Below are 23284 nucleotides of genomic sequence, written 5' to 3'. Positions count from 1 at the left end.
TGTTTTTACGAACTCAATTCGCCTTGCAAATATACGCTCTTTGGGCAACAAAAATAGTATTTTTTTACAATCTTACTTAATGCTTGGATGGTCGGTAAGTCAGATGCCTCTGCTAACTCGACCACTTGCCCTTGTTTATCGACGATCTTGATGGTATTATCGCCTTGTACATAGGCAGAATTGCTGGTTGTACCCTCGACAACAAAGTAAGATAACTCCTCTTCGTTTATTTTAAGGCGCTGTGTAATTTCTTGTGCAAGCTCGGTACGCTTTGATTTTGGGATAGGTTGCGTGCCTAATTTGCAGGTGAACAGTCGGCGCGCCAAGAAATCACTACATAAACGTGACAGAATAGGGTCCGTTGCATGCTTCCATTCTTTGATGGCGGCCCATACATCGTGATCGTCTAGATCTGTGAAGGCTAGCCATAGTTTATCGGTGCTTGCAAACTCTTCCCAGGTATAATCTTTCTTGAGGAAAGTCATGAGGGCGGAGGTGCATGTTAGTTTTTTGCCTTCGTGGATGAGGGTTTTGGCCCGACGAAGTATTTGGATTAACATGGTTTCTGCGGCGATGGCTGTTTTGTGTAAATACACTTGCCAATACATCAGTCGGCGTGCCATCAAGAAATTCTCAATCGAATAAATTCCTTTTTCTTCCATCACCAAATTCTCGTCTTGTAGGTCAAGCATACTCAATAGACGTTCGGAACCAATGAATCCTTCGCGTACCCCGGTATAAAATGAGTCACGGGAGAGGTAATCGAGACGGTCAACGTCCAGTTGGCTCGAAATCAATTGATGAAAAAATGGTCGTTCGTATTTTCCGCTAAACATATCGATGGCTAGCGTTAATCTGCCATCAAAATGTTCGTTCAGCTTTTTCATGAGGAGGTTGGATATCTCTTCGTGGTGAACGTGATTGAGTAGGGTATATTCTAGTACGTGTGAAAAAGGTCCGTGGCCTACATCATGTAATAGAATAGCGATGGCGGCGGCTTCTTTTTCTTGGTCGGTGATCGTATAACCTTTCGCTTGTAGATTGGCCAATGCCTGATCCATGAGGTGCATGGCGCCTAGGGCGTGGTGAAAGCGGGTATGGTGTGCGCCTGGATAGACAAATTCGGCAAGTCCTAGTTGCTTGATTCGTTTGAGTCGCTGGACAAAGGGATGATCAATCAACTTGAGGATGAATGGGTTATTGATCTTGATGAACCCGTAAATGGGGTCGTTAATAATTTTGGTTGGAAACATACACGTTAAAATATTACCCCAAATGTAGTTAGAAAGCCAATAATTAATTAATTTTGCGCCACATTAGTTTTAGCTAATGTGGACTTGTAGCTCAGCTGGTTAGAGCACCTGACTCATAATCAGGGGGTCCATGGTTCGAGCCCATGCTGGTCCACGAAAACACTCATCTGAATAGGTGGGTGTTTTTTTTTGGACGCTGGACGTCAGACTCTGGACGTTAGACCGATATAAATATTTATAAGGTATCTCTAATGTCTAGCGTCTAACGTCTAGTGTCCAACGTCTATTTTTATTGATAACTCCACTTTCCCACCTAATCCTAGTTCGACAATCTTTTGAAGGGTGGATAAGCGGACTTCTTTGATGTCATTTTCTAGCTTTGAAATATATGATTTCGTGGTGCCAGCTTTCTGAGCTAGTTCTTCTTGCGTAAGGCCTGCTTTTTTACGTGCTTCTTGCAATAAGATTCCCAACTTGAAATTTTCAAATCCCTGATCCAGTTTATCTCGTTTTTGAGTTCCTTTTGGACCATAATGCTTGTTGACAAATTGATCTAAAGTAGTTGTATTAGGTTTCGTTTTCATAAGCTTGTTTAATAGATATGGCCTTGTCAATTTCTTTTTGAGGTGTTTTTTGTGATTTCTTTTGAAATCCATTCATGAGAACAATCAACTTGCTCTCATCGAAAAAACAGAAAATTCGAAAAATTTCTGAACTGTATTGAATTCTTATTTCGTAAAGCCCCTTCCTTCCAGTTATGTGCTTTATATATTTCTCTGCAATTTGATTATGTGACTCGATCAATCTGATTGTCCAAATGATTTTATCTTGAACCTTTCTATTTTGAGCCAGATAAAACTCTTCGAAATAATGCTTGTAAAATAGTACTTGTCTGATTTTTGGCATGTCAAAGGTAATTGATTTAAGTTTCACTAAAGTGAAACTTCTCAATTATTTTAGTGGTATTTAACTATTGCCAATAGTAATCAATTCGAATGATTGATCTAATTTAAAAACTGATAAAATGATTGTTTTGACGCTGGACGTCTAACGACTAGCGACTGACGACTTGTGACTGACCACTAGCGACTGACGACTAGTGACTGACTACTAGTTAAAAAACTCAAAATACAACAGCGCCCCAGCCGCTAGCGACATGATGATCAATGCCGCAAAACCCAAGACATTGGAGATTCGCGAGTTCACATATTCACCCATAATTTCCCGATTATTAGAAATATGAAGAATGATGCCAATCAATACCGGCGCAGTAATGCCATATAAAACGGCAGTGTAGATTAAAGCGTCAATGGGTGAGATGCCCACATAGTTCAGCGATAAACCGAGTATGAGTGAAATGGCAATGATGACATAAAAGCCTTTGGCTTCATGGAATTTTTTGTCAAGTCCTTGTTCCCAGCCGAAGGTTTCGGTGAAGATATAGGACAACGAACCACTCAAAACAGGAATCGCGATGAGTCCGGTCCCGATGACACCCACGGCGAAAAGTACATACGCCAAATCACCCGCCAGAGGCTTTAATGCCACCGCAGCTTCTTCAACGGTATTGATTTGATGTATGCCGGCTGAATACAAGACCGTCCCGGTGGTCAGAATGATAAAATACATCACAAAGCCGGAGAATGTCATGCCAAAATCCACATCTTGTTGCATTTCATGAATGATCTTTTTATTGACCATTAAGGCTCGTTTATGTTTCATTTCTTCGACTTCGATGGATGCTTGCCAAAAGAATAAATAGGGTGAAATGGTTGTGCCTAAAATGCCAACTATAATTAATAAAAACTCTTTGTTCCACTGGATAGTAGGGATGACTGTCGCTTTGAAAATGGCGACAAAATCTTGCTTGTAGAGGAAAGGGACGATGAAATACACCAGCATGACCATGCAGAGGTATTTTAGTACGGAAGCAATTTTTTGATAGGGAAGGTAGATGATAAGTCCGAGCAAGATAACCGTAAATACCACACTGAAATAGGTCGCATCGATCGATGGGAATAGTAAGTTTCCCACAGCTCCCATACCGGCAATATCCGCTCCAATATTCATCACGATGGCGGGAAAACTGAAGACCAACATGAGGTATAATACCGGTCGAGGGTAATGTTTTTTCAAGGTCCCCGTTAAACCTTGGGAGGTTACTAAGCCAATGCGCGCACACATTTGTTGGATCGCTGCCATCAGCGGAAACGCCAAAATCGCCGTCCACAACGTCTGTAAGCCAAACGCAGCTCCCGCCTGTGAATAGGTGGCAATTCCGGACGGATCATCATCGCTGGCACCTGTAATTAAACCTGGCCCAATGATTTTCCAGAAACGCTTAAATTTTGATTGTATTTTCATAGTGTTAATTCCCCAAATTTATAGAAGTTCGCATTATATGAAATTACATATTTCTGTCAAATTTCAGGTTCTGTATATATATATAGACGCTTGATGGGCCAGTTTTAGACGCGACACATCGCGACTTTCAACTCCGGACTGACGACTCCGGACTTATTTCTGACGTCTAACGTCTAACGTCTAGTGTCTATAGAAAAAGCTACATACTGATTCCCCTTCTTCGTCCCCAATTTAGTCCCGCCACAAGCAATGACGATATACTGTTTTCCGCCTGCTTGATAGGTGGCAGGTGTGGCGAAGCCGGCTGCGGGGAGTTTGGTTTTCCAGAGAAGTTGGCCGGTGTGGCGGTTGTAGATTCGGAACATGCCGTCTTTGGAAGCGGCGATAGCTAATAAACCATTTTCAGTTATTAGTGGACCTCCGTAATTTTCGGTACCTGTATTCAGTATGTTTTTCGCAGCTAAGATGGGTTCATCACCAAACGGTATTTTCCACAGGTACTTACCCGTATTCATGTCGATAGCCTGTAAAGTTCCCCAAGGTGGGCTGATGGCAGGTAGTCCCTGACTATCCAAAAACTTATTGTAGCCAGTCATGCGGTAAGGCAGTTCGGGTGTTTTTCCTTCCGTTGATACCACCTCTTTAGGCGTTTCTCCCGCTAAGAAATTGACCAATTCCTCTCGGGCCGCTTTGTCAATTTGAGGAAAACCAGGCATCATTCCCTTGCCTTGTGTGATGATTTGACTCAAAAACACCTTGTTTCTGCGTTTGAATACCTCCGTTAGATTAGGATAGCCACTGGCTGGATTGCCCTGTAATTTATCTCCATGGCAAGACGCACAATATTGGGTATATGTTTTTGAGGAGGTTTGGGTCGTCTGTTTGGTGGACACCATCGTCAGCACCCAGGGCATCTCATTGCTATTAATGTAGACAATGCCTCTTTTGGGATCTGCCCCTGCACCGCCCCATTCCGCACCACCATCAAAACCCGGTAAGATCAAATTACCTTGTAGGCTAGGAGCGGCATGCCATCCGGTTTCGATTTGGCCTAATTTCTGACGTAGTTCTGATTGGTTGGCAGCATACGGATTAATGTCTTTCGCCGTTATTTCATCCGACTGCCTGGCGTAGGGTTTTGGTAAGGTAGGCATCGGTTGTGTTTCCCATGCGTGTTCACCCACGAGGGTGGAACCTTTTACCGGTCTCTCTACGATTGGGAAAAGTGGTTTTCCGGTCACGCGATCGAAGCAAAAAACATAACCTTGTTTCGTAACTTGGACAACGGCATCCACCGGTTTTCCACGATGCATCACCGTAATCAAATTGGGTGGGGCGGGTAAATCACGATCCCACATATCATGATGTGTCGTTTGAAAATGCCAAAGTCTTTTACCTGTTCGCGCATCTAAGGCCAACAGGCAATTGGCAAATAAATTACTGCCTTTCCGATTTCCTCCATAGAAATCAAATCCAGCGGATCCTGTGGGAACATACAGAATTCCTCTCTTTTCATCCACAGCCATGCCGGCCCAATTATTTGCCGCACCCGTGTACTCATTTTTATAGGCATCTTTCGGGAAAGTCTCATAGCCGTATTCACCAGGATAAGGTATCGTATGAAAGGACCAAGCGACTTTTCCCGTGTAAATATCATAGGCACGAATATCACCTGGCGCTGCATCTGCTCCTTCGGATAAGCGGAGTGGCATGACAATTAAGTTCTCAAAAACGGTCCCTGGTGTATTGGAAATAATGAATTTGTTTTGTGCCATGGCAGGCAAACCCGTATGTAAATCTACTTTTCCATGATCACCAAAGGTGTCGATGGGCTTTCCAGTTTTGGCATCTAGTGCCCAGAGATTGGGGCCAACGGTATAGAGTATACGACCTTTGGCATAACTAACGCCGCGGGAAGTACTTGCCCAGTTTTTTAGGGGATCACCAAAACGCCAGATTTCTTTGCCAGTCGCTGCATCCAAGGCAAATGCCTGCACAGACGCGGAAACCCCATATAAAACACCATCCACGATGATGGGATTCGCCTGCATTTGGCCTGAATCAGGTAAGGAATAAGTCCATGCAACTTGCAAATCTTTTACATTTTCAGGTGTGATTTGATTCAATGTGGAGTAATGATTCCGATCCGGACCACCCAAATAGGACGCCCATTGCGTATAATCAGTATCTTTTTGCGTCCAGGCGATGAAGGCAAGGCTAATTTCTAATACGAGTAATAAACGTAGTTTCATAGGCTTACTGTCCTAGGGGTGCTAAGGACTGTTATTTTAATTTTAGAAATAGATTTGTAGCTTGCTTTCAAATCTAAACCTTTGAAATTTATGAAAATTCTACTGCAGAAATGTCTTGTTCTTGCCTTTTTTCTCTCGCCCCTTTGGCTATTCGCTCAGATTTCAGTTCAGTCGATTCAGATTGAAAACCAACAAGCCCCCCAGGGAGTAGGTGTTTTGCAACCACGATTTAGTTGGCAATTAAGCTCGCCCAATCGCAACGTCACGCAAAAATCATATTCAATTCATGTGTTAGCCGGTCGGAAAACGGTGTGGAAATCAGGTAAAATAGATTCCGATCAATCGCTTTTCATACCATACGCCGGCGATGAGCTGAAATCAAATCAGGCGTATCAAGTCGCGGTTCAGGTTTGGGATAATCAAGGAAAAGCAAGTAAGGTATTGTGGTCGGAATTTAGGACGTCGCTGTTGCGCACGGCCGACTGGAAAGCGAAGTGGATCAGTTCGGGTATTGCTTCAGATTCAGTGGATGGTCGCGTGCCTATCTTGGCAAAATCATTTTTCGCCAAAAAAGAAGTTAAATCAGCACGTTTATTCATCACCGCACGCGGATTGTATGATGCATCCATCAATGGGAAGCGCGTAGGCGATGCCTATTTAAGTCCAGGCTGGACCAGTTACAACAAACATTTACAGTTTCAGGTATACGATATTTCAGCCGAGGTGAAGAAGGGTTTAAACCAATTAGACGTTTTAATGGGGTCTGGATGGTTCCGTACCCGTATTGCTTGGGAGAATAATAAGAATTTTTATGGCGCTCAAACGGCGCTATTGAGTCAGTTGGAAATTACTTATGCCGATGGGTCCACTGAATCTGTCCTATCAGATAATTCATGGAAGGCGAGTTTAAGTCATATTCTGACTTCAGAAATTTACGATGGGGAGAAGCAGGATACGCGTATTCGCCCGACAACCTGGTCGGCAGTGGTCGAAACAACCGCATCAATGGGCGTGCTGCACGCCCAAATTAACGAACCGATGCGCAAGCAAGAACAGCTGAAAGTAGCTAAGGTCTTGCGGACTAAATCCGGGAAAACGATTCTTGATTTTGGTCAAAATGTCGTGGGTTGGGTTAAACTAACTGTCAAAGGAAAGGCTGGTCAAGCGGTTAAATTATACCATGTGGAAATGCTCGATAAAACGGGCGAACCCTATTTTGCTAATTTACGCTCAGCCAAAGCGCAAGCGGAATATATACTCAATGGGGAACAGCAAGTTTTGGAACCACACTTTACGTTCTTTGGCTTTCGCTATGTTCAGGTGGAGGGAATCGACGTGCAAGCATCAGATTATCAAGCGATTGCATTGAATTCAGATATGAAGCCTTCGGGTACTTTTGAGACAAGTAATCCTTTGTTGAATCAGTTGCAATCCAATATTCGTTGGGGTCAAAAGGGTAATTTCTTAGATGTTCCTACAGATTGTCCACAGCGCGATGAGCGTTTGGGATGGACGGGAGATGCGGAGGTTTTCTCCCGTACGGCTGCCTTTAACTTTAATGTCAATCAGTTTTTTGCGAAATGGCTTAAAGATGTTGCAGCTGATCAAGCGCCTAATGGGGCGGTTCCATTTGTGATTCCAGATGTGCTAACGCGTACGACGATTGGAAAAGATAATAACCAAGCAGGTGCTGCCGGTTGGTCCGATGCCAGCATCATTATTCCGTACAATATCTATACGACCTATGGTGATAAGCAAGTATTGGAAAATCAGTATTCCAGTATGAAAGCATATTTGAATTATGTGCGTGGTGCGGCGAAGAACGATTTATGGAATACGGGTTTCCAATTTGCGGATTGGTTATCGTACCGCGTGGATGATTCCAAAGGGATGATTGGACAGAAGTCGGCCGTCACCGACAACTACCTTGTTGCCCAATGTTTCTATGCTTACAATACGCAATTGATGATTAAAACAGCGCGTATTTTAGGTAAGATGGATGATTTCAAAGAATGGGAGCGTTTATTGGAGCGCATCAAGTTGCAATTCCAAAAGGAATTTATGACAGCAAATGGTCGCTTGATTTCAGAGACGCAGACAGCTTATATTTTGGCATTGCAATTTGACATGATTCCGGCTTCGTTACGTGAGGCGGCACTGGGCCGATTGGTGGCGAATATTGAGAGCTATAAGTATCATTTGACGACTGGATTTTTAGGTACGCCATTTTTGAATCCAGTCTTAACACGCTTTGGACGTAATGATGTAGCGTATAAATTATTATTACAAGATACCTATCCATCGTGGTTATATCCGATTAAGGCGCATGGCGCAACGACGATTTGGGAGCGCTGGGATTCGATGAAACCGGATTCGACTTTTCAAGATCCGGGCATGACTTCCTTTAATCACTATGCGTATGGAGCGATTGGCGATTGGATGTACCGGACTGTCGGAGGAATTGATACCGAGGAATTTGATGGGGCTGGCTACAAGCAAATTGTGATTAAGCCAGAATTAGGTGGTGGATTGAGCTTCGCAAAAACGAGTTTAGAAACACCTTATGGAAAAGTTTCTTCGGATTGGCGATTAGATTCTGGCGAATTTACGCTTACGGTAGAGGTACCAGTCAATACGTCGGCAACTGTTGAGTTGCCCCGTGTAGGTGCTGATCAAATGACACAAGATGGCGAAATGATTCCGGGTAATCGCATCCGAATCGGATCGGGTAAATATGTATTTACAGTTAAATAAGTAAGGTATGGGTTCTCTTTTAGGATTATTTTTTCATTCATTAGGTGGTTTCGCCTCGGGCTCTTTTTACATTCCTTACCGGAAGATTCATGTGTGGTCCTGGGAGAGTGCTTGGATTGTGGGCGGTGTGTTTTCTTGGTTGATTGTACCTTTACTCGCTGCCTATGTAACGATTCCGGATTTCATGACCATTATCCAACAGGTTGATTCGGATGTATTTTTCTGGACGTTTACGTTTGGGGTGTTGTGGGGAATTGGAGGTTTAACCTTTGGATTAGCTATGCGCTATTTGGGTATGTCTTTAGGTATGTCGATTGCCTTAAGTTTATGCAGTATTTTCGGCGCTTTAGTTCCTCCGATCTATCGCGAATTTGCAGGTGTGGAAGGAGATACGATTTCGCACATTATTGGAAGCACAGGTGGTCAGGTTGTTTTGTTGGGCATTTTAGTCTGCGTTTTCGGTATTTATCTATGCGGTAAAGCGGGGATGATGAAGGAAGGGGAGTTGTCGACCGAGCAAAAGCAGGAAACAATCAAGGAATTTAGTTTAACTAAAGGTTTGATCGTGGCTACGATTTCAGGCTTGTGCAGTGCTTGTTTTAATTTCGGTATTGAGGCGGGCAAGGATATGGCCGGAGCTGCGGTTGCCAAAGGCTGTGATCCTCTGTTTCAAAACAACGTCATTTTTATCGTGGTGCTTTGGGGTGGTTTCTTGACCAACTTCGTGTATTGCATGTATTTGAATTTCTCGAACAAGACGTTTGGTGATTACCTAGATACGCGCGCACCTTTACGGATGAATTATATGTTCGCGGCCGTGGCGGGTACCACCTGGTTTTTACAGTTCTTTTTTTACGGCATGGGCGAGAGTAAATTAGGCAATGGAGCTAGTTCATGGATTTTGCACATGGCTACGATCATTATGACCTCTAATTTCTGGGGATTGTATTTCAAGGAATGGAAAGGTGTTTCCTCGAAAACATTACGCACAGTGATTGCCGGGATTGTCGTTATTTTGATTTCGGTGATTATTGTGGGGGTTGGTAATTCGATTGCCGACTAACCATGCGTGATTTGATTTATATTGATGAATTTTCCTCCACGCCCAAATATCGGCAGTTGGCCAATTCCATCATCGAAGGCATTCAAGCTGGTAAAATCAAACAGGGCGATGTACTCCCTTCCATCAATGAGTTAAGCTTTGAGCATGATATTTCGCGGATTACGGTCGAGAAGGGATATAATTATTTGAAGTCGTTGGGGATTGTGGAATCGGTTCGCGGCAAGGGTTTTTTCGTGTGCGTCGGCGGCGTCCCCCCAGATTTTCGCATCTTCTTGTTGTTCAACAAGTTATCTGTCCACAAAAAAATGATTTATGATTCATTTGTTGCCTCCATGGGACCTACGGCGGGTATCGACTTTTATATTTACAATAATGATTTCAATCTCTTTAAGCGCATTATCACCAAACGTGAATTAGACTATTCGCATATTGTCATCATTCCGCATTTTATGGAAGGGGATTCTATTGCAGTAGATTTTATCAATACGTTACCGAAGGAGAAGTTGATTTTGTTGGACAAATTGCTTCCGGGTATTCAAGGTAATTTTGGGGCGGTTTATGAAAATTTCGAACGAGATATTTATGAAACGCTGGTGGAAGCGAAAGAGGCCTTAGCTAAATATGCGTCGGTCCAACTCGTTTTTCCACAATCGAGTTATTATCCCAAAGGAATTGTTCGTGGTTTTGAGTTGTTTTGTCGGGACTTTGCCTTTGACTTTTCAGTTGCCGAGCAGGTAGAGCCGCAGGAGGGAACAGCTTACATCACAGTTATGGAAGATGATTTAATCGTTTTACTCGATCAAATTAGAGCAAAAGGTTTGACTCTAGGGAAAGAAGTAGGCTTGATTTCGTATAATGAAACGCCGATCAAGCGTTTGTTATTTGAGGGGATTTCGACCATTTCTACTGATTTTGTAAAAATGGGTGAATTGGCTGCTGAAATTGTCAAAACGAATGCGCGAACAAAGTTGGCAAATCCATTCGCTTTTATACATCGCGCATCTTTGTGATACGTAGGATTAACCAAATTTTATTTGGTGAAATTCCAATTTGACACCTGCCTTTCTTTGCAAATTCGCAAAAATAATAGCATTTTTGCACCTTAGTTTAATTGAAAGCGCTTAAAAATTTAATATATAAAAATGAGTAACTCCCCTAAAACCTTATTTGATAAAGTATGGGATTCCCATGTGATTCGGAAGATTGAAGATGGCCCAGATGTTTTCTTTATCGACCGTCATTTTATTCATGAAGTAACGAGTCCAGTTGCTTTTTTAGGCCTTGAAACTCGGGGTATTGGTGTTATGTTTCCGGAGCGCACGTTTGCGACTGCAGATCATAATACGCCTACGATTAACCAACATTTACCTGTCGAAGATGCGTTGTCGGCCAATCAATTAAAGCAATTGGCGACTAATTCAGCTAAATATGGTATTTCACATTGGGGTTTGGGTGATCCTAAAAACGGAATTGTGCACGTTGTAGGGCCTGAAAACGGAATTACGTTACCTGGTTTTACGATTGTATGTGGAGATTCACATACGTCTACGCACGGTGCGTTTGGTGCGATTGCTTTCGGTATCGGTACATCAGAAGTTGAGATGGTGCTATCATCACAATGTATTATGCAGCCTAAGCCGAAGAAGATGCGTATCAATGTGAATGGTGTGTTAGGAAAAGGAGTAACGCCTAAAGACGTTGCTTTATATATTATCGCCAAATTGTCCACCTCAGGTGCAACAGGTTACTTCGTCGAATATGCGGGTGATGTATTTGAACAGATGACCATGGAAGGTCGTATGACGGTTTGTAACTTAAGTATTGAGATGGGTGCACGTGGTGGTATGATTGCACCAGACCAAATAACATTTGATTACATCGAGGGTCGTGAATTAGCACCTAAAGGGGCTGATTGGGATACGCAATTAGCGTATTGGAAGACTTTGAAAACAGATGCAGGTGCTTCATTTGATGAAGAAATCACGTTTAATGCAGCTGATATTGAGCCTATGATTACGTATGGTACTAATCCAGGAATGGGTATGGGTATCTCGAAACATATTCCAAAAGCAACGGATGTAGAAGGTGGTGTAGCCACGTATGCGAAGTCATTGGATTATATGGGATTCTCGGAGGATGATGCGATGATCGGTAAGCAAGTAGATTACGTGTTTATTGGGTCTTGTACCAACGGCCGTATTGAAGACTTTAGAGCATTTGCGTCGATTGTCAAAGGACGTAAAAAAGCGGATCATGTGACGGCTTGGGTTGTTCCGGGTTCACATATCGTGGAAGCGCAGATTAAAGAAGAAGGTATTTTGGATATTTTAACGGAGGCGGGATTTGTGTTGCGCCAGCCGGGTTGTTCTGCGTGTTTGGCAATGAATGACGATAAGATCCCTGCAGGAAAATATGCGGTAAGTACATCGAATCGTAATTTTGAAGGCCGTCAGGGTCCTGGATCTCGTACCTTATTGGCGAGTCCATTAGTAGCTGCTGCTGCGGCAGTGACTGGGGTTGTGACAGATCCAAGACAATTTTTATAAGAATTAATAAAGAGCAATATGGCTTACGATAGTTTTAGTGTTTTGACAAGTACGGCGGTTCCCATGCCCATTGAGAATGTGGATACTGACCAAATCATCCCAGCGCGTTTCTTAAAAGCAACGGAGCGCAAGGGCTTTGGTGATAATTTATTTAGAGATTGGCGTTACGATAAAAACGATCAGCCGAAGGCAGATTTCGTATTGAATAACCCAACGTATTCAGGCAAAATTCTCGTAGGAGGGAAGAACTTCGGTTCTGGATCTTCTCGTGAACATGCGGCTTGGGCGATTTACGATTACGGTTTTCGTTGCGTAGTTTCTTCTTTCTTTGCGGATATTTTCCGTGGGAATGCGATCAACGTAGGTATTTTACCTGTCCAAGTATCTCCTGAATTTTTGCATCAAATTTTTGAAGCCATTGAAAAAGATCCTAAATCTGAGTTAGTGGTGGATTTGCCAGCGCAAACGATAACGATTTCGTCCACAGGCGCTTCGGAATCTTTTGCGATCAATGGATACAAGAAGCATAATTTATTGAATGGTTTTGATGACATCGATTATTTACAAGCGATGAAATCTGAAATTGCTGCTTTCGCAGTTAATCGCTAAGCTGATGCGACATATTGAAATCATGGATACCACGCTTCGGGATGGAGAACAAACCAGCGGCGTATCCTTTTCTGCTACCGAAAAACTAACGATTGCTCAATTGCTATTGACTGAATTAAAGGTTGATCGCATTGAGATTGCGTCTGCGCGTGTATCAGAAGGAGAATTTCAAGCAGTTAAAAAAATCACCTCTTGGGCTACCACAGCCGGTTTCTTGGATCGTGTGGAAGTTCTCACATTTGTTGACGGGGGCACGTCCGTACAATGGATGCTCGATGCTGGTGCCATAGTAATGAATTTGTTGACCAAAGGGTCGTTGAATCATTTGGAGCACCAACTGAAGAAAACGCCTGAGCAACATTTTGCTGAGATCGAAGAGACGATTCGCTTAGCTATATCAAAAGGGTTGACGGTTAATGTGTACTTGGAGGATTGGAGTAATGGCATGCGTAATTCAAAAGAATATGTCATTCGTTATTTAGATTTTCTAACGCAATTACATATCAAACGGGTGTTATTGCCTGATACCTTAGGTGTGTTAACGCCTTGGGAGACAGCTGATTATGTAAAAGAGTTAGTGGATCGTTTTCCCAATACCCATTTTGATTTTCATGCGCATAATGATTATGATTTAGGTACAGCGAATGCCTTAGAAGCTGTCCGGAATGGTGTGCATGGTTTGCATTTGACGGTTAATGGCATGGGAGAGCGCGCAGGTAATGCGCCTTTAGCTTCTGTGATTGCGGTTTTAAATGATTACCAAAAAGACATCAAAACATCCGTTTGCGAAAAATCATTATACACCGTAAGTAAGTTGGTGGAATCTTTTTCTGGTTTCCGAATCCCCGTAAACAAGCCAGTGGTTGGTGAAAACGTATTTACCCAAACAGCTGGAATCCATGCGGATGGAGACAAAAAGAACAATCTCTATTTTAATGAATTGATGCCGGAGCGTTTTGGCCGTGCGCGTAAATATGCGTTGGGTAAAACATCTGGAAAAGCAAATATTGAGAATAACTTGTCGGCCTTAGGCATTCAGTTATCCGACCAAGATTTAAAGAAAGTTACTCAGCGAATCATTGAATTGGGTGACCGGAAAGAGGTTGTTACGCAAGATGATTTGCCGTATATCATTTCGGATGTATTGGATTCTAATACAATTGAAGAACGTGTTCAGGTATTGAATTATGTGTTAACACATTCCAAAGATTTACGTCCTTCCGTGACTTTAAAGATTTCCGTAGATGGAGAGATATTTGAGGAGCATGCGCAAGGGGATGGACAATATGATGCATTTATGCATGCATTGGCTATCATTTTTGAGAAAAAGGGACAGAAGTTAGCGCAATTAACAGACTATGCTGTTCGTATTCCTCCTGGAGGAGAATCAGACGCGTTGTGCGAGACGATAATTACGTGGTCATTTAATGGGCGCGAGTTAATCACACGTGGCTTAGATAGTGACCAAACCGTGTCTGCCATTAAGGCGACACAAAAAATGTTGAATTTGATTTAATTTATATCATGGCAAAAAAACATATCCTAATTGTTCCAGGTGATGGAATTGGACAAGAAGTTACTGAAGTAGGTAAAAAAGTATTAGAGAAAATTGCGGCCAAATTTGGTCATGATTTTACGTATGATGAGGCGTTAATTGGTCACGTGGCGATTGAGGCGACAGGAGATGCGTTACCAGCGGAGACCTTGGAAAAAATGAAAGCTTCGGATGCCGTATTGTTTGGTGCGGTAGGTCATCCAAAATATGATAATGATCCATCAGCGAAGGTTCGTCCGGAGCAAGGATTGTTGAAGATGCGTAAGGAATTAGGTTTGTACGCGAATCTACGTCCAATTAAATTGTTTGATGAGTTATTATCTGCTTCAAGCATTAAGCCTGAAATCTTAAAGGGAGCTGACATTTTGTTTTTCCGTGAATTGACGGGAGATATTTATTTCGGTGAAAAAGGACGTAAGAACAATGGCGATACGGCTTATGATGTAGCAGAATATAGTCGTTACGAAGTAGAGCGTATCGGTCGCAAGGCATTTGAAGCTGCTCGCACACGGAAGAAGCATTTAGTTTCAGTGGACAAGGCAAACGTGTTGGAGTCTTCGCGTTTATGGCGTGAAGAAATTCAAAAGTTGGCCTTAGAATATCCAGACGTAACCGTTGAATATCAATTTGTGGATGCTACAGCGATGTTGTTAATCAAGGATCCAAAGCGTTTTGACGTGGTGGTTACGGCCAACTTATTCGGGGATATTTTAACGGATGAGGCGTCTCAAATTGCAGGATCCATGGGTATGTTGGCTTCCGCATCTATCGGTGATGGAACGGGTGTTTATGAGCCTATTCACGGTTCTGCGCATGATATTACCGGAAAAGGCTTAGCTAATCCAATGGCCTCTATCTTGTCGGCAGCCTTATTATTAGACATTTCGTTTGGTATGAAAGCCGAATCTGAAGCGGTGATCAGTGCAGTGGATCAAGTTTTGAAGAAAGGTTTCCGTACGGGTGATATCGCGGATGCGTCTACAGATAAATCAATGATTTTAGGAACGCATGCGATTGGAGAAGAAATCTTGAAGTTGATTTAATCTTTAAATTTTATTTCTAATTTTAAGGCTTGCGACATATTTCGCAGGCCTTATTTTTTTGTCTATGCGTATTTTATTCTTCCTGCTTGTTTCATGCAGTGTTTTTGCCCAACAAACCATTCAGGTGACCGATTTGCTAAAAATTAAAATAGTGGGGAAACCTGCCTTTTCGCCTGATGGTAAATCAGTTTTATATACGGTTACCTCGATTGAGGATGACGCAGAGAAGAAGGGCGATTTTGTCTATCAAACACATTTATACGTGGCAGATTTGGCTACTAAAACGAGCCGTCCTTTAACGGCTGGAAAGTTTAGTATTTCCAGTCCTTCTTGGAGTTCGGATGGTCGGAGTATTCTTTTTTCACGCGATATGGGTTCTAAATCACAGGCTTATGTATTGTCACTCGCTGGTGGTGAGCCTATTGCGGCCACTAATTTTTCTTCAGGGGTTCAGAACCTAGTTTGGTCTAAGGCTGACGGTGCGGTATTTTTTCAATCTTCGATTTCATTGAAGGATTTTTATACAGATACTACGTGGAATAAAGCGAAGAGTCGGCCTTCCTGGACGCTCGAAAAACCGGGAATTGCTACGGCTAATTATGTACCTCAGGCAAAGGCAAATCCGAACGGGAGTTTAGAGGAGATTCGTGCGTATTTGGCACAAAACGAAAAAGATAAAAAGGCCAAAGTCATTAATCGCCTACAGTTTCAGGAGGAGACGACTACTTCGGGAGAAATGATGTTATCGGCACTGTTTATGCAGCCGACTACCCCTGGCGCGAAACCGGTTCAAGTAAATAATCCATTGCACCGCTGGTCTGATTGGGAGCAATTGAATGCCAATGAGTTATTGGTTGTGTTGCCTGCCGATAGTTTAACGCATCCCGACAAAGTTCAGGAGAGTCAAATAGTTTCCTATGATCTTCGTACGAAAACGTATAAATCCATTTTGATTAAGCCGGGTTATCGCTATTCTAATTTAACCCTAAGTTCGAAAGGGGACCAGTTGGCCTTCTTCGAAGCCAAATCATCAGGTGTATCAAATCCTGTTTTGAAGCTGTTGAATTTTAATACAGGCTTGATTCAGACGGTTAATTTGGACAGAGTGATTACGCAAGTAAAGTGGTCGGCAGATGATGCCAAATTATTTCTTACACCGCAGGATCACGGTGCCGTTCCGATTGTAGCGTATACGATTAGCACGCAGCAATTTGAAACGTTTACTTCTATGGAAGATGGTGTATTAGGTTTTGATTTTAATGGTGTTGATTTCGTCTATGCCAAAACAGGTATTTCTAATCCATCTGAATTATATGTGCATTCGGGAGGGAAAGAGTCTTCATTGACGGAATTGAATTCGGGGTGGTTGGCTAGTAAATCCCTATCCAAGGCTGAAAAACATACGTTTACGAACTCCAAAGGTCAGGTTGTTGACTATTGGGTCATGAAGCCGATTGGCTATGTGGCCGGTAAAAAATATCCATTGGTGACTGAAATTCATGGTGGGCCAACGGCTATGTGGGGAACGGGTGAAGCGAGTATGTGGCATGAATTTCAGTATTATGCGGCACAAGGCATGGGGATTGTGTATTGCAATCCGCGTGGTAGTGGTGGGTATGGAACGCCATTTATGGCAAGTAATGTGAAAGATTGGGGAGCAGGTCCGATGGCCGATGTGATGAAGGCAACAGATTTAGCGATTAAGGAAGGCTGGGCGGATACGACGCGTTTGGCAGTGACGGGTGGATCGTATGCAGGTTATTTGGTGACTTGGATTGTGGGTCATACGAATCGATTTAAAGTGGCGGCCTCCCAGCGTGGCGTGTATGAGTTGTCCACGTTTTATGGAGAAGGAAACGCGTGGCGTTTGGTTCCCAATTATTTTGGTGGGTATCCGTGGGAAAAAGCAACACGTGCTATTTTAGATCGTGAATCGCCATTGACGTATGTGTCTAATATCAAAACACCGTTAATCATTTTCCATGGTGAAAATGACTTACGTACAGGTGTAATTCAAAGTGAAATGCTATATAAGAGCTTGAAGCAATTAGGCCGCGATGTGGAATATGTGCGTCATCCTGGTGCTTCACATGAAATCACCCGCGCGGGCAATAATCGCCAGCGGATTGATCAGATGTTACGGACGTGGGAGTTTTTTGCTAGATATATAAACTGATGCGAAGCATCAGTTTAGACGCTGGACGTTAGACGTCGGACGCTAGACGTGGAAAAAAAAAGTCGTGAAGTATCAGTTTAGACGCTGGACGATAGACGTCGGACGCTAGAAATTGAAAAAAAAGACGTGAAGTATCAGTTTAGACGCTGGACGTTAGACGTCGGACGCTGGAAATTGAAAAAAAAAGACGCGAAGTATCGCGTCTCTACTTGTTTTCAGTCCAAAGTCTATCGTCCAGCGTCTAACGTCTAATTAAAATACCTCCAATCCTCATTCCCCTTCACCTTCAGTAAAGACTGATAAATCAATTCAATCACCGCTTCCATATCGCTTTTTGCGATTGTTTCCACGGTGGTATGCATGTATTTAAGCGGTAATGAGATTAAGGCTGAAGCTACGCCTTCAGTAGCATAGGCAAACGAATCAGTATCTGTTCCTGTGGAGCGCGATACAGCTTGTCGTTGGAAATCAATGTTGTTTTCTTTCGCTACGTCAATGATGAAATCACGGACATTATTTTGAACCGCTGGACCATAGCAGATAACTGGGCCTTTTCCGCACGACATATCTCCTTGGATTTTCTTGTTGTACATCGGAGATTGCGTATCATGTGTCACATCGGTAATAAACGCCAAATCTGGCTTTAGTCTACGCACAATCATTTCTGCTCCACGGAGGCCAATTTCTTCTTGAACGGAATTGACTACATATAGCGTGAAGGGTAATTTGATCTTATTTTCTTTGATTTTTTTGGCTACTTGCGCGATCATATAACCACCGATGCGGTTGTCGAGGGCGCGGCCAACTAAATACTTGCCATTCAATTCGGTCAAACCATCTTCAAACGTCACCACGGTGCCAACGTGAATACCCATTTCTTCGACTTCTTTTTTGTTTGAGGCGCCACAGTCGATGAATATATCGTCAATCGTGGGTGCTTTATCTTTAGCCAGGTCACGCACGTGGATGGCAGGCCAGCCGAATATTCCTTTAACGACTTTGTCTTTGGTATGAATATTGGCACGCATGGATGGTGCGATTAAGGCGTCTGAACCACCATTTCTGCGTAAAAACAAATAACCGTTATCATCGATGTAATTCACAAACCAGGAAATTTCATCCGCATGGGCCTCAATGACAACTTTATAGGGTTGACCAGGATTAATAACACCCACGGCAGTACCATAGGTATCAATTATTTTCTCGTCAATATAGGGCTTGATGTAATCTAACCAAATCTGTTGGCCCGATGATTCAAAGCCAGTAGGAGAGGCATTATTCAGGTAGGTATATAAAAATTCGTTTGCTGCTTTTGGCATAAGATGTACATGTTGAATGAAGTTGCAAATTACAAAACATGTGTTAAATACTATTTTTGTTATTCGATTTTTTCAGTTCAATTTTATACTGATTTTTATTGTTTAAACGTTTTAAATCGTATTTTTGAAAACTATAATGAGCCAAAGTCATAAAAATATATATTGATGAAGAAAATAGCTGTATTTACATCGGGTGGTGATGCCCCAGGCATGAATGCATGTATTCGTGCGATTGTTCGTGGTGCTGCCTATCATGGTGTTGAAGTTTACGGTATCGTTCGTGGATACAATGGGATGATTAAGGGAGACATCATTCCGCTTAATTCACAATCAGTTAGTAATATTATTCAGCGTGGCGGAACGATCTTAAAGTCCGCGCGTTCTAAAGAATTCATGACCTCAGAAGGTCGCCAAAAAGCATACGATCAGTTAAAAGAGAAAGGTATTGAGGGACTTGTAGCCATTGGTGGTAATGGAACATTTACAGGAGCTGAGATCTTTTTTAATGAATTTAAAATTCCTACGGTAGGCGCGCCGGGTACCATTGATAATGATTTATACGGTACTGACTATACGATTGGTTTTGATACGGCTGTTAACACCGCTTTAGATGCCATTGACAAAATTAGAGATACGGCAGATTCACATGACCGTGTCTTTTTTATTGAGGTTATGGGTCGTGATTCAGGCTATATTGCCGTTCAATGTGGTATTGCAGGTGGTGCGGAAGCCTTAATGATTCCAGAAAATTTAACGCCGGTAGACGATATTGTTTCTATTCTTAATAATGGTTTCGCTAAGCAAAAATCATCTTCTATTGTCATTGTTGCCGAAGGCGACGAGGAAGGAAATGCGCAAATCGTTGCGAAGAAGATCAAAGAAAAAATGGGTAACATGATTGATATTCGTGTGACGACCCTGGGGCATATTCAACGTGGAGGAATTCCTACGGCGTATGATCGTATTCTTGCTTCTCGTTTAGGTTTAGGCGCATTAGAAGGTTTATTGCGTGGAGAGAAAAATGTTATGGCAGGGGTGATCAATAACCAATTGGTGTACACGCCATTCCATGATACGATCACGAAGAAAAAGCCAGTTTCTGAGGATTTGATTCGTATGGTAGATATTTTGTCTACTTAGGCATATCCATTCAGCGTGTAAATCACATAGCCAAACATCTCTCTAACTAATTGAGAAATCCGCGCCAGATGATTTTCAGAAGGCATCAGCCATTCAAGGACACCCATTGGGCTGTCCTTTTTTTTGTGATCTACGGGATATGCGACTGGGTGCAAACCCACCTTTTCAAAACAAGCCATGGAGCGGCGCATGTGGGCTGCAGATGTTATTAAAAGAATAGTTTCTTGCGTCTTGTTCAATATGTCCCGCGTGTAAGTAGCATTCTCATGCGTATTTCGAGCTTTTTCCTCTTTGATGATGTCAGCCGAATCTACACCCATGGCGAGCATGAATTTGGTCACCTGGGCTGTTTCTCGAATTTCATCTGTGCGTAGTCCTTTAATGCTCGTGTCTCCACCAGTAATGACGATTTTCGAAATGACTCCTGATTTGTATAATAAGATTGGTTGAAGCATCCGATCAGCTGTTTCGCCTACATTGATTCGTGTCGGATCTTCTTGAGGTGATTTAATCATTCCTCCACCAAGGACGACACCGTAGGTAAATTTTTGATTTGGGGAAAGTTTCGTTTGAGGTAATTCGTAAAGTTGGTACAGTGTATTGACAAAGAATCCATTTGTAAATAGGAGCAACATACCCAATGCCACATAAAGCAATTTGGTGTTTCTCTTCCAAATTCCGAGGACCAAACTGATTAAAATCCAACTAATTGGTAAAAGTATAAAATCGATAATTTTCGATAGCGTAAAAAACATTGTAAATTTCGTTTCGTAATAAGTTTCAATTTATTCTAATTCTATGAAATTCGTCTTATCTATCAGTCTATTTTTCCTTTCTATTGTAGGTACGCTTGCTCAAAAAGCGCCTAGTTATGAGATTAAAGGCACGATTAAAGGATTGAAAAATGTAGATGTGTATTTGGCGCATTATTTTGGTTCGAGCCAACAAGTCATTAAGGATACTGCCCGTGCGAATGAGTTAGGGCAGTTTACATTTAAAGGCAAGGAAGCATTACCGAAAGGGTTGTATTTGGTTAGCTTTTCAACCACTAAATATTTGGATTTAATCATTGGTACAGACCATTTCAGTTTCGAAACGGATACGGTCGACGTGGTGACTAATATGCAGGTGAAGGGTTCGGAGGAGAATGCGGCATTTTACACGTTCCAACAAGAGATGAATAAGCAATATCGCGCGATGCAATCTATGACGGATGCGCAACAAGTAGAGGTGACGCGTAAGCGAATCGCCGCTTATCAAAAAGAATGGATGCTTAAAAACCAATCTTTGTTTGTATCTAAGTTGATTAAAGCAACTTTCGAGCCGGAAATTCCTGCCTACAAGAACCCGGTTAAAAATGCTGTTGACAGTGCAGCACTATACAAATACCAATTCAGCTTCTACAAAAAGCATTATTTTGACAACATCGATTTAAACGATGATCGTTTTATTCGTTCTCCTTTTTTACAACGTAAGATTGAAAAGTATTTTGAGGATTTAGTCGTTCAAGAATCAGACTCGATTAGCAAAGATGCTGACGCTCTATTAGCTAAAATTAAGCAAACTGATGTAAGAAAGTACGTTATTTATAAGATTGCAAGTACCTACGAGAACCACAATATTGTGGGTACTGATGGTGCTTTTGTTCATATAGCGGAAAAATATTACATCGGCGAGCCTAAGCTCTGGGATACCACGACGGTACGCAAGATGAAAGAACGCCTAGCGGTGATTAAACCTTTAATCATCGGTAAGAAGATTCCAGAAATGGTTTTAACCGATCCATCGGGCAAGCGTTTAATGCTGTCCACGATTCCCAATAATTATACCGTGGTCTTTATTTACGATCCAGAGTGTAGTCATTGCAAGGAGGAGACGCCTAAGTTGCAGGCGCAAGAAGCTTTTTTCAAAGAAAAGAATGTGGGTGTTTTTGCCGCAAGCATCGTGCGTGATAAGGCACAATGGCAAAAGTTTATTACGGAGTTTAAAATAGAATCTTGGTATAACGGGATCGATGTGCATTTAAATCCGAAAAGTGGGGTGGAGGAGTATTACACCGACTTTAAAAATACCTTTGATGTGTATGCAACACCGGTTATTTATGTCTTAGATAAATCTAAACGTATTATAGGAAAGCGTATTCCAGCGGATAAAATTCAAGATTTTATTAATTTCTACGAACGGAAGAAATAGTTATTTCGATTTCTTTTTGACGTATTTCTTGTTGCGAATATTTTTCTTGACGCGGTATTTTTTCTTGTATTTTAAGCGTGTTTTTTGGTAGAATTTGGAACTGAATTTGGGTGTTGTTTCAAGTTCCAGGTCATGGTAGGGAATTAACATCACCTCGTTTTCAAATCCGATTACCTTGATTTTCACTTTTGCTAAGCCCACTTTTCGTAGGTTAATCTTCTTCGCAGCAGCTTCAGTTAGATCAATAATTCGGCCTCGTTTGTATGGTCCTCGATCGTTAATGCGAACAATAACAGATTTCTTATTGTAGATATTTGTTACTTCGAGTAAGGTATTAAATGGATAAATTCGATGCGCGGCTGTGTAGGTATTTCGCTTTAATAGCTCTTGATTCGCTGTTTTTTTGGCATAAAAGCTATTCGAATAAAAAGATGCAATTCCATAACTTTCTTCCCCTAGTTCCTGAGCATGGAGCGCAGGTAAGGGAATAAAGAGTAAGCAGAAGATCCATCTATAGTTGACCAAAGCAAATGGGAATAAGCGTCAAAGTTTAGATTTTATTATTGGATTTAAAAATTTTGTAAAAATAATGCCAATTATGGACTCATAAATTGACTGGAATTTTTTGAGTGAATCAGATTATATAGTAGATTTACAAATTGTCAAACCAAAATTTTAGTTTAAAGTGGAAGAAAGAGATAGAGAAGAATTGTTTTCGAAACGAATCCGAGCAGGTAAAAGAACTTATTTTTTTGATGTTAAATCAACACGCTCACAAGACTACTACATCACCATTACCGAAAGTCGTCGCCATCAAAAAGAAGATGGTTTTGTATATGAAAAACACAAGATGTTTCTATACAAAGAGGATTTCGACAAGTTTGTAGAAGGCCTTAACGAAGCTGTTAACCATGTAAAAACTGAATTGATGCCAGATGTTGATTTTGATTCGTTCAAGCGTGACGAAGATGAATTTGGTGGTACAGACCTGAAGTGGGAATAAGAATTTGAATAATT

19 protein-coding genes and 1 tRNA gene are annotated in these 23284 nt (G+C 41.9%); 12 read left to right on the top strand and 8 right to left on the bottom strand.

Translation table 11 applies throughout. The annotated features are described in order from the left end of the window. Nucleotides 1–5: 5 nt before the first annotated feature. Complete coding sequence (locus U0R10_RS04545; RefSeq protein WP_377982761.1) at nt 6–1253, bottom strand: HD domain-containing protein; 1248 nt, start codon at nt 1251–1253, stop codon at nt 6–8. 80 nt (nt 1254–1333) lie between these two features. On the opposite strand from U0R10_RS04545, the gene U0R10_RS04540 reads away from it, so the two are divergent. Further along, a tRNA-Ile gene (locus U0R10_RS04540) sits at nt 1334–1407 on the top strand. A 115-nt stretch (nt 1408–1522) separates the two neighbouring features. Here the strand turns inward: U0R10_RS04540 and U0R10_RS04535 are convergent. The 4 genes from U0R10_RS04535 to U0R10_RS04520 all read right to left on the bottom strand — a co-directional run bounded on the left by U0R10_RS04535 (nt 1523) and on the right by U0R10_RS04520 (nt 5869). Then, complete coding sequence (locus tag U0R10_RS04535) at nt 1523–1837, bottom strand: helix-turn-helix domain-containing protein (RefSeq protein ID WP_377982760.1); 315 nt, start codon at nt 1835–1837, stop codon at nt 1523–1525. Further along, complete coding sequence (locus U0R10_RS04530; RefSeq protein WP_377982759.1) at nt 1821–2159, bottom strand: type II toxin-antitoxin system RelE/ParE family toxin; 339 nt, start codon at nt 2157–2159, stop codon at nt 1821–1823. Before U0R10_RS04530 ends, U0R10_RS04535 begins: the two co-directional genes overlap by 17 nt. 204 nt (nt 2160–2363) lie before the next feature. Beyond that, nucleotides 2364–3617, bottom strand: coding sequence for an NRAMP family divalent metal transporter (locus U0R10_RS04525; protein WP_377982758.1), 1254 nt, complete (start codon nt 3615–3617; stop codon nt 2364–2366). Between the two features lie 173 nt (nt 3618–3790). After that, nucleotides 3791–5869 carry an outer membrane protein assembly factor BamB family protein gene (locus U0R10_RS04520; RefSeq protein ID WP_377982757.1) on the bottom strand — a complete coding sequence of 693 codons (2079 nt, stop codon included), beginning with the start codon at nt 5867–5869 and terminating at the stop codon, nt 3791–3793. 90 nt (nt 5870–5959) lie between these two features. Here U0R10_RS04520 and U0R10_RS04515 point away from each other — a divergent pair, with 90 nt between their 5' ends. From U0R10_RS04515 to U0R10_RS04480, 8 genes are all read left to right on the top strand, one after another. After that, nucleotides 5960–8623: a family 78 glycoside hydrolase catalytic domain gene (locus U0R10_RS04515; RefSeq protein ID WP_377982756.1), complete on the top strand. Its 2664-nt coding sequence runs from the start codon at nt 5960–5962 to the stop codon at nt 8621–8623. 7 nt (nt 8624–8630) lie between these two features. Further along, nucleotides 8631–9686 (top strand): L-rhamnose/proton symporter RhaT, encoded by a 1056-nt coding sequence (gene rhaT / locus U0R10_RS04510; protein ID WP_377982755.1) that lies wholly within the window; start codon nt 8631–8633, stop codon nt 9684–9686. Nucleotides 9687–9688: 2 nt separating this feature from the next. After that, nucleotides 9689–10696 carry a GntR family transcriptional regulator gene (locus U0R10_RS04505; protein ID WP_377982754.1) on the top strand — a complete coding sequence of 336 codons (1008 nt, stop codon included), beginning with the start codon at nt 9689–9691 and terminating at the stop codon, nt 10694–10696. Nucleotides 10697–10828: 132 nt separating this feature from the next. Beyond that, nucleotides 10829–12232 (top strand): 3-isopropylmalate dehydratase large subunit, encoded by a 1404-nt coding sequence (gene leuC / locus U0R10_RS04500; protein WP_377982753.1) that lies wholly within the window; start codon nt 10829–10831, stop codon nt 12230–12232. 18 nt (nt 12233–12250) lie between these two features. Continuing rightward, nucleotides 12251–12841 (top strand): 3-isopropylmalate dehydratase small subunit, encoded by a 591-nt coding sequence (gene leuD, locus U0R10_RS04495; protein ID WP_377982752.1) that lies wholly within the window; start codon nt 12251–12253, stop codon nt 12839–12841. 4 nt (nt 12842–12845) lie between these two features. Continuing rightward, the gene (locus U0R10_RS04490) at nt 12846–14357 is read left to right on the top strand and encodes an alpha-isopropylmalate synthase regulatory domain-containing protein (RefSeq protein ID WP_377982751.1); all 1512 of its coding nucleotides are present in this window, start codon (nt 12846–12848) and stop codon (nt 14355–14357) included. Nucleotides 14358–14365: 8 nt separating this feature from the next. Next, on the top strand, nt 14366–15439 hold the full coding sequence (gene leuB / locus U0R10_RS04485; protein WP_377982750.1) for a 3-isopropylmalate dehydrogenase: 1074 nt from the start codon (nt 14366–14368) through the stop codon (nt 15437–15439). 64 nt (nt 15440–15503) lie between these two features. After that, on the top strand, nt 15504–17615 hold the full coding sequence (locus U0R10_RS04480; protein ID WP_377982749.1) for a S9 family peptidase: 2112 nt from the start codon (nt 15504–15506) through the stop codon (nt 17613–17615). A 248-nt stretch (nt 17616–17863) separates the two neighbouring features. On the opposite strand, the gene U0R10_RS04475 is transcribed toward U0R10_RS04480, so the two are convergent. Beyond that, the gene (locus U0R10_RS04475; RefSeq protein ID WP_377982748.1) at nt 17864–18934 is read right to left on the bottom strand and encodes a M42 family metallopeptidase; all 1071 of its coding nucleotides are present in this window, start codon (nt 18932–18934) and stop codon (nt 17864–17866) included. A gap of 165 nt (nt 18935–19099) precedes the next feature. Here U0R10_RS04475 and pfkA point away from each other — a divergent pair, with 165 nt between their 5' ends. Continuing rightward, on the top strand, nt 19100–20074 hold the full coding sequence (gene pfkA, locus U0R10_RS04470) for a 6-phosphofructokinase (RefSeq protein ID WP_377982747.1): 975 nt from the start codon (nt 19100–19102) through the stop codon (nt 20072–20074). On the opposite strand, the gene U0R10_RS04465 is transcribed toward pfkA, so the two are convergent. Further along, the gene (locus tag U0R10_RS04465) at nt 20071–20829 is read right to left on the bottom strand and encodes a YdcF family protein (RefSeq protein WP_377982746.1); all 759 of its coding nucleotides are present in this window, start codon (nt 20827–20829) and stop codon (nt 20071–20073) included. The two genes, pfkA and U0R10_RS04465, sit on opposite strands and share 4 nt — an antisense overlap. A 43-nt stretch (nt 20830–20872) precedes the next feature. Between U0R10_RS04465 and U0R10_RS04460 the strand changes: the two genes are divergently transcribed. Continuing rightward, complete coding sequence (locus U0R10_RS04460) at nt 20873–22267, top strand: DUF4369 domain-containing protein (protein WP_377982745.1); 1395 nt, start codon at nt 20873–20875, stop codon at nt 22265–22267. On the opposite strand, the gene U0R10_RS04455 is transcribed toward U0R10_RS04460, so the two are convergent. Next, nucleotides 22268–22792 (bottom strand): septal ring lytic transglycosylase RlpA family protein, encoded by a 525-nt coding sequence (locus U0R10_RS04455; protein ID WP_377982744.1) that lies wholly within the window; start codon nt 22790–22792, stop codon nt 22268–22270. A gap of 160 nt (nt 22793–22952) precedes the next feature. Between U0R10_RS04455 and U0R10_RS04450 the strand changes: the two genes are divergently transcribed. Next, nucleotides 22953–23270, top strand: a complete 318-nt coding sequence (locus tag U0R10_RS04450; RefSeq protein WP_377982743.1) for a DUF3276 family protein — start codon at nt 22953–22955, stop codon at nt 23268–23270. The last annotated feature ends 14 nt before the right edge of the window (nt 23271–23284 follow it).

Source organism: Aquirufa avitistagni (assembly GCF_042715545.1).
Taxonomy (GTDB): Bacteria; Bacteroidota; Bacteroidia; order Cytophagales; family Spirosomataceae; genus Aquirufa; species Aquirufa avitistagni.
The sequence above is the reverse complement of the archived record's forward strand: the minus strand, read 5'-3'. Positions and strand labels throughout refer to the sequence as shown.